This is a genomic window from Microbacterium sp. 3J1, from assembly GCF_001049495.1.
Lineage (GTDB): Bacteria > Actinomycetota > Actinomycetes > Actinomycetales > Microbacteriaceae > Microbacterium.
Window position 1 is genome coordinate 1,090,530 of record NZ_CDWI01000011.1, and the last position, 13,373, is coordinate 1,103,902.

A 13,373-nucleotide genomic window follows, 5' to 3' on the forward strand; every position below is an offset into this window, starting at 1 on the left:
CCAGGGCATCGTCCATTCTATCGAACCACGCCGGTGCGCCGTGGCAGCACCTCGTGCGAGACGACGCAGTGCCTCTGGTGCGCGCGGCGGCGCGGGTGTAGTCCGGACGCATGGACGACAACCTCATGAACGACAGAGCCCGCGGGCTCGACGCCGCGCACCGCGCCGCCGTGGAGTTCCTCGGCACACTGGATGACCGCCCCGTGTGGCCGCGCGCGAACCTCGACGACATGCTGGCGGTCTTCGGCGGCCCGCTCGCCGACGACGGCGCAGACGCCGAGGCGGTGATCGAGGAGATCGCGCGTCTGGCCGATCCGGGACTCGTCGCCATCCCCGGAGGGCGATTCTTCGGTTTCGTCATCGGCGGCACGCATCCCGCGGCCCTCGCCGCCGACTGGCTCGTGTCGGCGTGGGACCAGAACTCCGGGTCCGCGACCCTGACCCCGACGACCGTCGCCATGGAGCGCGTCGCCGGGCGCTGGATGCTCGACATCCTCGGTCTTCCCGATTCCTCCAGCGTCGGCTTCGTCACCGGCTGCCAGATGGCGAACTTCACCTGTCTGACGACGGCGCGCAACGCGGTCCTCGCCCGAGCCGGATGGGATCTCAGCGAGCAGGGCCTCCGCGACTCGCCGCCGCTGCGCTTCGTCGTCGGCGCGCACCGTCACGGATCGATCGACAGAGCAGCCCGCTTTCTCGGCATCGGGCGGCAGGAGCTCCTCATCGTCGACTCCGACGATCAGGGTCGGATGCATCCCGAGGCGCTCGAAAGGATGCTCTCCGACGCGTCCGGCCCGTTGATCGTCTGTCTGCAGGCGGGAGAGGTCCACACCGGCGCCTTCGACGATTTCGCCGCCCTGATCCCGATCGCCCACGAGCACGATGCCTGGGTCCATGTCGACGGGGCCTTCGGCCTGTGGGCCGCCGCCTCGGAGTCGTTGCGTCCCCTGACCGCGGGGATGGATGCGGCGGATTCCTGGGCGACCGACGCGCATAAGACCCTCAACGTGCCGTACGACTGCGGCATGGCGATCGTTCGCGATCCCGCCGACTCCATCGCCGCCTTCCGCACCGGCGGCGACTACCTCCTCTATACGAGCCTCGACCCGTGGGATGTGACCCCTGAGCTCTCCCGCCGCGCACGGGGCGTGCCCGCCTGGGCGGCGCTGCGCGGCCTCGGTCGGCGCGGGCTGTCGGACCTCATCGATCGGCTGCACGAGAACGCCGTGGCGATGGCCGTCGGCCTCGCCGCGATCGACGGCATCCGCGTCCTCAACGAGGTCGACTACACGCAGGTGATGTTCCGGCTGGACTCGGATGACGCGACCACGGCTCTCGGCGAGGCCGTGCTCCTCGAGGGCACGGCGGCGCTGACCGGTGCCGCCTGGGACGGGCACGCCGCGCTGCGGTGCTCGATGTCGTCATGGGCGACCACGCGAGATGACATCGACAGCACGGTCGCAGCCATCCGCGGTCTCGTCGCTCAGGCGGCCGAACGACGGTAGGCGCGCGCGTTCTCGAGGAAGTGCTGGTGGAAGCGTGTGTCCCCGTCCACCTCCGGGTGAAAGCTGGTGCCGAGGAGCGGACCCTGCCGCACGGCGACGATCCCGCCGTCCGGCAGCGCGGCGAGCACCTCCACTTCGACACCCGCCCGTTCGACGATCGGCGCGCGGATGAACGTGGCCCGCACCGGAGCATCCCCGAGCACCGGCACCGACAGCGACGTCTCGAACGACTCGCTCTGGCGACCGAAGGCGTTCCGCCGCACGGCGATGTCCATGCCGCCGAACGACTGCTGCCCCTCGATGCCGTCGAGCACCTCGTCGGCGAGGAGGATGAGACCCGCGCACGTGCCGTAGACGGGGAGTCCGGCGGAGATGGCGGCGCGGATCGGCTCCTGCATCCCGAAGGAGCGCGACAGCTTGTCGATCACGCTCGACTCTCCGCCGGGGAGCACGAGGCCCTGGACCGAGGAGAGCTCCTCCGGTCGCCGTACGAGAACGACGTCAGCGCCCAGCCCGGCCAGCAGGGCGGCGTGCTCGCGCACGTCGCCCTGCAGCGCGAGGACGCCGACGCGGGGACTACCAGCCACGCTCAGCGAGGCGGTGCGGAGCGGGGAGGTCGGAGACGTTGATCCCGACCATTGCCTCGCCCAACCCGCGTGAGACCTCGGCGATGACCTTCGCGTCGTCGAAGAACGTCGTGGCCTTGACGATCGCCTTGGCACGCTCGGCGGGGTTGCCCGACTTGAAGATCCCGGACCCGACGAACACGCCGTCTGCGCCCAGCTGCATCATCATTGCGGCGTCCGCCGGAGTGGCCACGCCGCCCGCGACGAACAGCACGACGGGGAGCTTCCCGGTCTCGGCGATCTCGGCGACGAGCTCGTAGGGCGCCTGCAGCTCCTTCGCGGCGACGAAGAGCTCGTCCTTCGGCAGCGCGGTGAGGGCGGCGATCTCGCCGCGGATGCGGCGGATGTGCTTCATGGCCTCTGAGACGTCACCGGTCCCGGCCTCGCCCTTGGAGCGGATCATGGCCGCGCCCTCGTTGATGCGGCGCAGCGCTTCGCCGAGGTTGGTCGCTCCGCACACGAACGGCACCGTGAAGCCGTATTTGTCGATGTGGTTCACGTAGTCGGCGGGCGACAGCACCTCGGACTCGTCGATGTAGTCGACGCCCAGCTCCTGGAGCACCTGCGCCTCGACGAAGTGACCGATGCGGGCCTTCGCCATCACGGGGATCGACACGGCGTCGATGATGCTGTCAATCATGTCGGGGTCGCTCATCCGCGAGACGCCGCCCTGCGCGCGGATGTCCGCGGGGACCCGCTCGAGCGCCATCACGGCCACGGCGCCGGCATCCTCGGCGATCTTCGCCTGCTCCGCCGTGACGACGTCCATGATGACGCCGCCTTTGAGCATCTCCGCGAGACCGCGCTTGACGCGCGAGGATCCGATGGTGGTGGGCTGGTCGGTCATGCGAGCTCCTGTCGGGTGAGCGGTGTGCGAGATCAGACAGCGATCTCTTTGATCTATGCCAAACAGTAGCACTGTCCGCAACGACCTAGAATCGTCGAAGAGGACCATGACCGACCACATCACCGGAACCACCGCAGCGGACATCGCCGACAGCGTCCGCGACCTTCGCGACCGCGGCGTCCTGCAGGCGGGGAGCCCTCTGCCGCCGGTTCGCGAGCTCGCCTCCACCCTCGGCGTCAACCGCAACACCGCCGTCGCGGCATACCGTCAGCTGGCCCAGGCAGGACTCGTCGTGTCGCGCGGACGCGCCGGCACGATCGTCGCGGGCCTGGAATCCGTGGCGCAGGAGGGCTACGCGGCCGACACCGTGCTGCGCGACGTCGGCACCGGCAACCCCGACCCGCGCCTGATCCCCGATCCGAGCGCGGCGCTCGCCACCGTCGCCGGTCGCCCGGTGCTGTACGGGGAGCCCGTCATCGACCGCGGTCTCGACCGATGGGCCAGGGAATGGGTCGCCGCCGACCTCGGCGAGACCGAGTTCCGCATCACCGTGACCAGCGGTGCGGTGGACGCGGTCGAGCGCCTGCTCGCTCAGGCCCTCATGCGCGATGATGCCGTGGCTCTCGAGGACCCGTGCTTCCTCGCCAGCATCCACACCGTCCGGCTCGGCGGCTACCGGGCCGTCCCGGTGCCGGTCGATGCCGAGGGCATGACGGTCGACGGACTCAGAGCGGCTCTGGACGCCGGCGTCCGCGCCGTGATCTGCACTCCCCGTGCGCAGAATCCCACAGGGGCCAGCCTTACTCCTGCGCGAGCGGCCGAGCTGCGGGCCGTGCTCGCCGATCACCCGTACGTCCTCATCATCGAGGACGATCACTTCTCGATGCTGTCGCAGCGGTCGTACGAGTCGCTCATCGGCCCGGACCACCGGCGCTTCGCGCTCGTCAGGTCGGTGTCCAAATTCCTCGGGCCCGACATGTGCCTCGCGATCGCCGCGACCGACGCCACCACCGCCGAACGCCTCGCGATGCGGTTGAGCCCGGGGACCACCTGGGTCAGCCACCTCCTCCAGCGCCTCACGCTCACCCAGCTGACCGACCCTGCCGTCAGGGTGAAGATCGACGACGCGCGCGAGCACTATGCGACGCGGAACGCCGCGTTCGTGGATCGGCTGCGCGAGCAGGGCCTCGACTCCCCCACCCCCGACGGTCTCAGTCTCTGGATCGAGCTCCCCCGGCCTGCTCGCGTCGTGGCCGAGAGACTCATGCGTCGCGGCTGGCTCGCCCGGACAGGAGACGACTTCGCGCTCGACGACCGCGCGGACCCCTCGCACCACCTCCGTCTCACGGTGCACGACCTCTCCGACGAGGACGCGACGACTCTCATCGCCGACCTCGTCGCGGCCGCGCGATGACCACCCGCCGCGGGAGCTCTCCCGCCCAGAATGAAAGGATCGGGGAATGAAGGTCCTCTCCATCCAGTCCGCCGTCGCCTACGGACACGTGGGCAACTCCGCCGCGGTCTTCCCGCTGCAGCGCATCGGCGTCGAGGTGCTGCCGGTCTACACCGTGAACTTCTCGAACCACACCGGCTACGGGTCGTGGCGAGGCCCCCTCATCTCGCCCGACGACGTGCGCGAGGTCATCACGGGCATCGAGGAGCGCGGTGTCTTCGGCGGCATCGACGCCGTGCTCAGCGGCTACCAGGGCGGCGAGGGGATCGGCGATGTCATCATCGACGCCGTGGCCCGAGTCAAGGCGGCGAACCCTGACGCCGTCTACGCGTGCGACCCCGTCATGGGCAACGCCAAGTCGGGATGCTTCGTCGCCCCGGCCATCCCGGTCCTGCTGCGCGAGAGGGTGGTGCCGGTCGCCGACATCATCACGCCGAACCAGTTCGAGCTCGGCTTCCTCACCGACACCGAGCCCGACACCCTCGAGACCACCCTCGCATCCGTCGACCTGGCGATGGCCATGGGACCGCGTACGGTGCTCGTCACCAGCGTGGAGCGGCCGGACCGCGAAGAGGGCACGATCGAGATGCTCGTCGCGGACGGCACGGGAGCCTGGATCGTGCAGACACCTCGTCTGCCGATGAAGGCGAACGGGTCGGGCGACGTCACGGCCGCACTGTTCACGGCGCACTATGTCGAGTCCCGTGACGCGAAGACCGCGCTGGAGCGCACGGCGTCGAGCGTGTTCGACCTGCTCTCCCTCACCCTCGAGTCGGGTGAGCGCGAGCTGCAGCTCGTCGAGGCGCAGGAGTTCTACGCCACCCCGCGGATGCAGTTCACCGCGCGACAGGTGCGCTGACCGCGGTCTCGCTCAGCCGTCGGTGGGCCAGGCGGCGGCCACTGCCTCGCGCACCTCGCCGAGCAGCTGCGGCAGCGCCTTCGTCTTCGCGATGATCGGGAAGAAGTTGGCATCCGACTTCCACCGCGGCACGATGTGCTGGTGCAGATGCGCGTCGACGCCGGCACCGGCGACGGCACCCTGATTCATGCCGAGGTTGAAGCCGTCGCACCGCGAGACCTCACGCAGCACGCGCATGCCGATCTGCGTGAGAGCACCGATCTCGGCGACCTCTTCGGGCGTAGCCTGGTCGTAGGTGGCGATGTGGCGGTACGGGCAGACGAGCATGTGCCCGGAGTTGTACGGGAAGAGGTTGAGCAGCACGTAGGCCGTCTTCCCGCGGGCGACGACCAGCCGCTCGGCGTCGGGATACTTGGGCGCCTCGCAGAACGGGCACTCCTCCCGCAACGGCTCGGGTCCCGCCTGGATGTACGCCATCCGATGCGGGGTCCACAGGCGCTGGAACTCGTCGGGGACGCCGGCGAACTCGCCGACGTCCTCCCACACCTCACTCACGGGATCCCTGAGCCCGTCGAAGGGTCACGACAGGTCCCCCACCGTCTGCACGAGAGCGTGCCCGTCGATCGCGGCGCGGATGCGTGACACGGCATCGACGATCGGCACGCCGTTCTCCTGGGTGCCGTCGCGGTAGCGGAACGAGACGGTGCCCGCGTCGCGGTCCTTCTCCCCCGCGATCAGCAGCAGCGGGACCTTGCCGGTCGTGTGCGTGCGGATCTTCTTCTGCATCCGGTCGTCCGAGCTGTCGAGTTCGGCCCTGACGCCCTGGCTGCGGAGCGTGTCGATGACGTCTCCGAGGTAGTCGGCGAAGTCATCGGCGACGGGGATTCCCACGACCTGCACCGGCGACAGCCACACCGGGAAATCGCCGGCGTAGTGCTCGAGCAGGATCGCGAAGAAACGCTCGATGGAGCCGAACAGCGCTCGGTGGATCATGATCGGCCGCTTCTTCTGGCCGTCCTTGTCCATGAACTCCAGGTCGAAGCGCTCCGGCAGGTTCGGGTCGACCTGCACGGTCGAGAGCTGCCAGGTGCGGCCGATGGCGTCGCGGGTCTTCAGGTCGATCTTCGGACCGTAGAACGCCGCCTCGCCCGGAACCTCGGTGAGCTTGAGACCGGATGCCACGGCGACGCGTCGCAGAGCATCGGTCGACGACTCCCAGAACTCGTCGGACCCGATCCACTTCGACTTCTCGTCGTCCTTCATCGACAGCTCGAGCTCGAAGTCGGTGAGACCGAAGTCGCGCAGCATCGAGAGGATGAACTCGAGGACCTTCGCGACCTCGCCCTCGAGCTGGTCGGGCGTGACGAAGAGGTGGGAGTCGTCCTGGGTGAACCCGCGCACGCGTGTGAGGCCGTGCAGCGCTCCGGAGAGCTCGTTGCGGTACACGGTGCCGTTCTCGGCGAGACGCAGCGGCAGGTCACGGTAGCTCCGAGCGCGCTCCTTGTAGATGAGGATGTGCATCGGGCAGTTCATGGGCTTCAGGTAGTAGTCCTGGCCCTGCTTGGTGATGTTGCCCTCGTCGTCGCGCTCCTCGTCCATGACGATCGGCGGGTACATGCCCTCCTTGTACGTCACGAGGTGGTTCGAGGTGAGGAAGAGGTCTTCCTTCGAGATGTGCGGCGTGTACACGTAGGTGTAGCCGCCCTCGATGTGCCGCCTGCGCGCGTGCTGCTCCATCTCGCCGCGGACGACTCCGCCGCGCGGGTGCCAGACCGACAGGCCCGAGCCGATCTCCTCGGGGAAGGAGAACAGGTCGAGTTCCTTGCCGAGGCGACGGTGGTCGCGCTTCGCGGCCTCCTCGAGGCGGTGCTGGTACTCGCGCAGCTCGTCCTTCGACGGCCAGGCGGTGCCGTAGATGCGCTGCAGCTGCGGGTTCTTCTCACTGCCGCGCCAGTAGGCGGCGGCGATGCGGGTGAGGTCCCAGCCGTTGCCGATCATCCGGGTGTTCGGGAGGTGCGGTCCGCGGCAGAGGTCCTTCCAGACCACCTCGCCGTCGCGGGTCGTGTTGTCGTAGATCGTGAGCTCGCCCTCGCCGACCTCGACGGATGCGCCCTCTGCCGCCTCCTTGCCGCCCTTGAGCCCGATGAGCTCGAGCTTGAACGGCTCGTCGGCGAGCTCTGCCCGCGCCTCGTCGTCGGTGACGACGCGGCGCACGAAGCGCTGCCCCTCACGCACGATGCGCTGCATCTCCTTGGTGATGGCCTTGATGTCCTCGGGCGTGAACGGGGTGTAGACACCGAAGTCGTAGTAGAAGCCGTCGGTGATGGGCGGTCCGATTCCGAGATTCGCCTGCGGGTTGATCCGCTGCACCGCCTGGGCGAGCACATGCGCCGCCGAGTGACGAAGGATGTTCAGTCCGTCCGGACTGTCGATCGTGACCGGCTCGACCTCGTCGGCGTCGGTCACGGTGGCGGCGAGGTCCTTGAGGACTCCGCCGACGCGCATCGCGACGACGGAACGGTCAGAGAACAGGGCGAAGCCGTCTTTCGGCTGGGCATTTTCGGGCACTGAACACTCCATCTGGGTCTGGATCCAGGCTACTCGCATGCGCGAGGGCGATTGACCGCTACAGAGCGGTCTCGGAGCCGTCGGTCGCGGCCGCCGGAGCGAGGATGATGATCGCGGCTCCCACCAGGGCGACGACGGAGCCGACCCAGTCCCATACGGTGGGCCGGAAGCCGTCGACGATGATCCCCCACGCCAGCGATCCGGCGATGAACACGCCGCCGTACGAGGCGAGGACACGACCGAAGTTCGCGTCGGGCTGGAGAGCGGCGAGGAACCCGTACGCGCCGAGCGCCATGACCCCGACCACCGCGAACAGCCAGCCCCTGTTCTCCTTGACCGCCTGCCAGATCATCCAGGCTCCGCCGATCTCGGCGGCAGCGGCGAGCACGAAGAGGATGCTGATGCGGAGCACGGTCATGCGCCCAGTCTCGCAAACCGGAGTGCAGCCGCCACCGCACGGTAGCGTGAGCGGATGATCAGAGCAGTCGCACGCTGGATCCTCGCCATCGCACTCGGCGCGATCGGCGTCCTCCATTTCACCGGCACCCGGGGATTCCGCGTCGTGGTGCCCGACTGGGCGACGAAGGTCAGCCGCCTCGACAAGGATGCGATCGTCCTCGCATCCGGAGCCGCCGAGATCGCGCTCGCGGCAGGCCTGATCGCGCTCCCTCGTGAGCGACGTCGGCTCGGTGTCGCCACCGCCGGATTCTTCGTGGCCGTGTTCCCGGGCAACGTGCACCAGTGGCTGACGAAGCGCTCGACGCCGGGACTCGACACCGACGGACGCCGCTTCGGGCGCCTGTTCCTGCAGCCGCTCCTCGTGGCGTGGGCCCTGTGGGCCACCCGCGAGGAGCCCCGACCCGTCCTCCGGTCCGGGCGGCGCTGAGGAGCCGAGGACCCGGGCGCAACCCCGGCGACGGAGTTCGTTCCGTGGGTCAGAATGGTGCCATGGCATCCCCCTCGCTCGTCTGGCTCCGCGACGACCTGCGACTCGCCGACAATCCCGCGCTGCGAGCAGCCGTGGACCGCGGTGAACCCGTGATCGTCCTGTTCGTGTTCGATGAGGAGTCGAGCGGCATCCGACCTCTGGGAGGTGCTGCCCGGTGGTGGCTGCACCACTCGCTGGCTTCTCTTCGCGATCGCATCGCCGACATCGGGGGGCGACTGGTGTTGCGGCGCGGGCCGGCGGAGCGGGTCGTCCGCGAAGTGGTCGACGATGCCGGAGCCTCCGCGGTCTTCTGGAACCGCCGCTACGGCGGGGCGGAGCGCGAGATCGATGCCGCACTGAAGTCCTCCCTGCGCGAAGACGGGGTCGAGGTCGCGTCGTTCGCGGGCTCGCTGCTGCACGAACCCTGGACGGTCACCACCGGAGCGGGCACGCACTTCTCCGTCTTCACGCCGTTCTGGCGCGCGTGCCTCGCGGTCCCCGCCCCGCGTGCCCCACTGCCCTCGCCGCGGGAGATCGACGGCGCGACGAGCGCAGCGGCATCCGACGACCTCGATGACTGGGGCCTGCTGCCGACCAGGCCGGACTGGGCCGGCGGACTGCGGGAGACGTGGGAGCCCGGCGAACCCGCCGCGCGAGCACGCCTCCGGACCTTTCTCGCAGACGACCTCCCCACGTACGACACGGCTCGGGACGAGCCCTCGGCGGGTGCCACGTCGCTCCTGTCCCCCCGCCTCCGCTGGGGCGAGTTGAGCCCGTTCACGGTGTGGCACGAGGCCGTCGCGACCGAGGGTGCTGGGGGCTTCCTCTCAGAGCTCGGCTGGCGCGAGTTCGCGTGGCACACTGCGTTCCACTTCCCCGAACTCGCCACCCGGAACCTCCGCCGCGAATTCGACGCCTTCCCCTGGCCACGGTTGAGCCCTCCGATGCTCGAGGCCTGGCAGCACGGGGAGACCGGGATCCCTCTCGTGGACGCCGGGATGCGCGAACTGTGGCACACCGGCTACATGCACAACCGGGTGCGGATGGTGACGGCGTCGTTCCTGGTCAAGAACCTGCTGATCGACTGGCGGCTCGGCGAGCAGTGGTTCTGGGACACGCTCGTCGACGCCGACGGGGCCAACAACGCGTTCAACTGGCAGTGGGTCGCCGGCTCCGGCGCCGACGCCGCTCCGTACTTCCGGATCTTCAACCCCGAGCTGCAGGCGAAGAAGTTCGACCGGAGCGGCCTGTACGTGTCTCAGTGGGCGACGGACGCCCCGACGGAGCCGATCGTCGATCTCGGTGAGACCCGCAGAGCGGCGCTCGCCGCGTACGACGTGGTGAAGCGGTCACCTCGCGACGCCGGGTGACGCCGCGCGGAGGGTGACCGCCGACCACCGTCGTCGTCAGGACGCGTAGCGCTCGACCCGGAGCACGCAGTCGAGCGCCTCGTCCTGGACGGCGACCGTGGTCGCCCAGTCGGCGCTCGCCCCCGGGTCGGTCGGATCGACGTTGACCTGAGTGAGCGAGCGGGTGTCGCCGCCCTCGGTGAGCAGCGAGACGTAGATCCGATACGAGGCGGCGGCATCACTCGAGTTCGTGACCGTGCCGGCGACCTCCCAGTGATCGCCGCTGAGCTCGCAGGTCGTCACCTCGGCGTCGGCCAGGGCCCCGACGAGCCCTTCCCCGGAGCCCGGGGTGTCGACGATGTCGGTGATCCCGGCTTCCGCCGCGTCGGTCTCCGTCGCGGTCGGTGCGGGTGTGGGCTCGGGACCGCCGTCGGTGCAGCCGACGAGGACGAGTCCGAGAGCCAGGGCGATGCCTGCCGCGACCACCCCCGTGGCAGCCGGACGGCGCCCTGCGGTGGTCGAGGAGGAGGTGCGGATGATCTGCATCGTGTCGCCTTTCAGTGCGGAGTTCTAGGAGGAGGAGTTCTGGGGCCGCATCGACCGGCGGCGACGGCCGGTGATCAGCAGCACGAGGCCCGCGAGGAGGAAGAGCGCGGAACCGCCGACCAGCGGGAGCGCGTCCCCGCCGCCGGTGAAGGGCAGGATGCCGCCCGGTTCCGGCTCGGGGAGGTTCAGCGCATCGGATGCCGCGTCGAGCACCGGCACACCGGATGCGGCTTCGACACTCGTCACCACAGCCCGTGAGGTGACCACGGTGCCTTCTATGGCGGCGGTGATCACGACCGTGGCGACCGCGGTCACGCTCTGGCCGGGAAGCAGCACCCCGGGCTCGCCCGGCCAGGTGTAGGTGATGGCGCTCAGACCCGGATACGGGTCGCTGATCTTCACGCCGGTGAGCGTCGTGGTGCCGGTGTTGGTCGCGGTGTAGCGGAACAGCAGCCGGTCGCTGGCGAAGCCCTGCTGGCCGTCCTGCACCGAGATGCTCATGGCGAGTTCGATCCGCGGCTCGTTCGGTACCTCGACGCGGGCGGCGTCTTCTGCCTCGACCACGGTGCCGTCCGGTGAAGAACCCGTCGCGGTCGCGAGGTTGTCGATGTGGCCTCGGTCCACGTCGGCCTGGGTGATCACGTAGTCGGCGCTGACCGAGACGGTCTCCCCGGAGGCGAGGACTCCGGGGAGACCCGGCCACACCACGGTCGGGGATCCCAGTCCCGCGAGCTCGTCGACGACGGCGACATCCGACAGGGTGACGTTGCCGGAGTTGGTGACGGTGATGGTGTACCGCACACCGCCCCCCTGCTGCGCCGCGCCCGTGAGCTCGGCGGTCTTCACGAGATCGAGCGCCGGGGTCGCGGCGATCAGCGTCTCGCCCGCGTCCTGGTCGCTCACGACGATCCCGGATCCGGTGCCGCTGACCGAGGCCGCCGACGCGATGCGTCCCGCGTCGACGTCCGCCTGCGTCAGGGCGTACGAGGCGGTGGCGGAGGCCACCTGCCCCGGAGCGAGGACCCCGGGCTCCCCGGGCCACGTGATCTGCAGACCGGCGAGACCGAACTGGCCGTCCGCGAAGACGATGTCCCGCACCGTGACGTTGCCCGTGTTCGCGATCGTGAACGCGTAGTCCACACGATCGCCGGGACGCCCGGTGCCACCCTCGGCGAAGGCCTGCGTCTTCTCGACGTCGATGGCCGGTGCGGCGCCGATCGTGGGCACGGCGGACTCCGTCGACTCGGCCGTCACCGCGTCACCGCCCGGCGTGAGTGCGCTGACGGTCGCGATGTTCCGCACGACGCCGGCGTCGACGTCCGCCTGCGCCACCGTGTACTCGGCCGTCGCCGCGACCGACTGGCCGGGCGCGAGCGTGCCCTCGGTCGTCGGCCACGCGCCGTAGGAGATCTGCGACAGCCCGTCGAGCGCGTCGGCCAGCGCCACCGACGACAGCGTCAGCGTGCCGCTGTTCGTGATGACGAAGTCGTAGGAGATCCGCGTGCCGACGCCGCCGTCGCCTTCTCGCGCGCCGATCTTCGACACCTCGAGCGCACCGACGCCGCCCGCCAACGGCACGATCGTGGCCGGCGTGCTGAAGCTCACCACCGCCCCGGCGGGGGTCGTGCCGGTGCCGGTCGCGATGTTGCGGACGGTGCCGGCATCGACGTCGGCCTGGCTGACCGGGCGCGTCGCCGTGATCGTCACGGTCTGTCCCGGCAGTAGACGGCCGGGGTTCGCGGCATCCGGCCAGACGAAGGCCACGCCCGACAGGTTGTCGACCGTGTTGCTCAGCGCGACGCCCGTGAGCGTCGTGTTCCCGATGTTCTGGATCGTGAAGACGTAGTCGATCGCATCGCCGACGGCGCCGCTGCCGCCCGGGGCGAGCTGCGCCGTCTGAGTGGTGCGGATCGCCTGCGCCGGAGTGGTCGGGAGGTCGGTGTCCATCGTGAACGGGTCGGAGCTGTCCGACACCACGACGCCGCGCGGGGAGGTGCCGAAGGACGTGGCGATGTTCGTGATCGACCCCGCGTCGACGTCGGCCTGCGTCACCGTGTACCGAGCCACGCCCTTCGCCGAACCGCCGGGCGGGAGGATGCCGGACGTCGCCGGGAACTCGATCTGCGGAGTGCCGAGACCCTCCAGGTCGTCCTGGAGACGCACGAGGCGCAATGTCACGTTGCCGGTGTTCGTGATGTCGAACGTGTACTCGATCACGCTGCCGACGCCGCCGGACCCGCTGACGTACGACCCGCCCTTGATCGTGCGGATCGACGGTGCGTGGTCGGCCGTCGACAGCGGTGCGATGGTCGATGTCGCCGTGAGGGTCTCGCCGGACGGCGTCGTCGCGCGCACCGACGCCGTGTTCTGCACGGTGCCGCGGTCGACGTCCTCCTGGCTGATGGCGTACGACGCCGTCCCCCTGGCCACCTGTCCGGGCGCGAGCACTCCGGCACCCGCCGGCCAGTCGATCGTGAGGGGGCCGATGCCCACGAGCTCGTCCGTGATGGCCACGTCCGACAGGCTCACGGTTCCGGTGTTCTCGATGCGGAAGTCGAAAGTGACACCGTCGCCCGCCGCTGCGGCACCGGGGGCGTCGAGCGACGCGGTCTTCGTGAACACGAGGCCGGGTGCGGGGGCGAGCGAGACGGTCGCCGGAGCGAGGGCGCTCGCCGGAGCGCCGATCGGAGGC

The 13,373-nt window shown here is 69.8% G+C and carries 11 protein-coding genes and 1 pseudogene; 5 read left to right on the forward strand and 7 right to left on the reverse strand.

Annotated features, from left to right (window positions below; all coding sequences use genetic code 11):
- Positions 1–110: 110 nt before the first annotated feature.
- Entirely contained in the window at positions 111–1,505 is a 1,395-nt protein-coding gene (locus tag BN2660_RS14295; RefSeq protein WP_255305178.1) for a pyridoxal phosphate-dependent decarboxylase family protein, read from the forward strand.
- Here the strand turns inward: BN2660_RS14295 and pdxT are convergent.
- On the reverse strand, positions 1,484–2,092 hold the full coding sequence (pdxT, locus tag BN2660_RS14300; RefSeq protein ID WP_176697207.1) for a pyridoxal 5'-phosphate synthase glutaminase subunit PdxT: 609 nt from the start codon (positions 2,090–2,092) through the stop codon (positions 1,484–1,486). The two genes, BN2660_RS14295 and pdxT, sit on opposite strands and share 22 nt — an antisense overlap.
- On the reverse strand, positions 2,082–2,978 hold the full coding sequence (gene pdxS / locus BN2660_RS14305) for a pyridoxal 5'-phosphate synthase lyase subunit PdxS (protein WP_091233435.1): 897 nt from the start codon (positions 2,976–2,978) through the stop codon (positions 2,082–2,084). Before pdxS ends, pdxT begins: the two co-directional genes overlap by 11 nt.
- 106 nt (positions 2,979–3,084) lie before the next feature.
- Between pdxS and BN2660_RS14310 the strand changes: the two genes are divergently transcribed.
- The gene (locus tag BN2660_RS14310; RefSeq protein WP_091233438.1) at positions 3,085–4,392 is read left to right on the forward strand and encodes an aminotransferase class I/II-fold pyridoxal phosphate-dependent enzyme; all 1,308 of its coding nucleotides are present in this window, start codon (positions 3,085–3,087) and stop codon (positions 4,390–4,392) included.
- Between the two features lie 46 nt (positions 4,393–4,438).
- On the forward strand, positions 4,439–5,290 hold the full coding sequence (gene pdxY, locus BN2660_RS14315) for a pyridoxal kinase PdxY (RefSeq protein ID WP_091233441.1): 852 nt from the start codon (positions 4,439–4,441) through the stop codon (positions 5,288–5,290).
- A gap of 12 nt (positions 5,291–5,302) precedes the next feature.
- Here the strand turns inward: pdxY and BN2660_RS14320 are convergent, their stop codons facing one another.
- From BN2660_RS14320 to BN2660_RS14330, 3 genes are all read right to left on the reverse strand, one after another.
- The gene (locus BN2660_RS14320; protein ID WP_091233444.1) at positions 5,303–5,845 is read right to left on the reverse strand and encodes an HIT family protein; all 543 of its coding nucleotides are present in this window, start codon (positions 5,843–5,845) and stop codon (positions 5,303–5,305) included.
- 24 nt (positions 5,846–5,869) lie between these two features.
- Complete coding sequence (gene thrS / locus BN2660_RS14325) at positions 5,870–7,795, reverse strand: threonine--tRNA ligase (RefSeq protein WP_255305190.1); 1,926 nt, start codon at positions 7,793–7,795, stop codon at positions 5,870–5,872.
- 121 nt (positions 7,796–7,916) lie between these two features.
- Positions 7,917–8,276 (reverse strand): YnfA family protein, encoded by a 360-nt coding sequence (locus BN2660_RS14330; protein ID WP_091233448.1) that lies wholly within the window; start codon positions 8,274–8,276, stop codon positions 7,917–7,919.
- Between the two features lie 54 nt (positions 8,277–8,330).
- Between BN2660_RS14330 and BN2660_RS14335 the strand changes: the two genes are divergently transcribed.
- Positions 8,331–8,744, forward strand: a complete 414-nt coding sequence (locus tag BN2660_RS14335) for a DoxX family protein (RefSeq protein WP_091233451.1) — start codon at positions 8,331–8,333, stop codon at positions 8,742–8,744.
- 62 nt (positions 8,745–8,806) lie between these two features.
- The gene (locus BN2660_RS14340; protein WP_091233454.1) at positions 8,807–10,156 is read left to right on the forward strand and encodes a cryptochrome/photolyase family protein; all 1,350 of its coding nucleotides are present in this window, start codon (positions 8,807–8,809) and stop codon (positions 10,154–10,156) included.
- 36 nt (positions 10,157–10,192) lie between these two features.
- Here the strand turns inward: BN2660_RS14340 and BN2660_RS14345 are convergent, their stop codons facing one another.
- Together BN2660_RS14345 and BN2660_RS14350 are read right to left on the reverse strand one after the other, a co-directional pair.
- Positions 10,193–10,681, reverse strand: coding sequence for a hypothetical protein (locus BN2660_RS14345; RefSeq protein ID WP_218054118.1), 489 nt, complete (start codon positions 10,679–10,681; stop codon positions 10,193–10,195).
- Positions 10,682–10,705: 24 nt separating this feature from the next.
- Positions 10,706–13,373 (reverse strand): annotated as a pseudogene (locus tag BN2660_RS14350) (DUF11 domain-containing protein); the annotation flags it as partial.

Excerpts from the sequence above, each read along its gene's own strand:
- pdxS (WP_091233435.1), bottom strand. The coding sequence starts at position 2,978 with ATGACCGACCAGCCCACCACCATCGGATCCTCGCGCGTCAAGCGCGGT.
- thrS (WP_255305190.1), bottom strand. The coding sequence starts at position 7,795 with ATGCGCGTCGGCGGAGTCCTCAAGGACCTCGCCGCCACCGTGACCGAC.
- BN2660_RS14295 (WP_255305178.1), top strand. The coding sequence starts at position 111 with ATGGACGACAACCTCATGAACGACAGAGCCCGCGGGCTCGACGCCGCG.
- BN2660_RS14345 (WP_218054118.1), bottom strand. The coding sequence starts at position 10,681 with ATGCAGATCATCCGCACCTCCTCCTCGACCACCGCAGGGCGCCGTCCG.
- BN2660_RS14310 (WP_091233438.1), top strand. The coding sequence starts at position 3,085 with ATGACCGACCACATCACCGGAACCACCGCAGCGGACATCGCCGACAGC.
- BN2660_RS14330 (WP_091233448.1), bottom strand. The coding sequence starts at position 8,276 with ATGACCGTGCTCCGCATCAGCATCCTCTTCGTGCTCGCCGCTGCCGCC.
- pdxY (WP_091233441.1), top strand. The coding sequence starts at position 4,439 with ATGAAGGTCCTCTCCATCCAGTCCGCCGTCGCCTACGGACACGTGGGC.
- BN2660_RS14340 (WP_091233454.1), top strand. The coding sequence starts at position 8,807 with ATGGCATCCCCCTCGCTCGTCTGGCTCCGCGACGACCTGCGACTCGCC.
- BN2660_RS14335 (WP_091233451.1), top strand. The coding sequence starts at position 8,331 with ATGATCAGAGCAGTCGCACGCTGGATCCTCGCCATCGCACTCGGCGCG.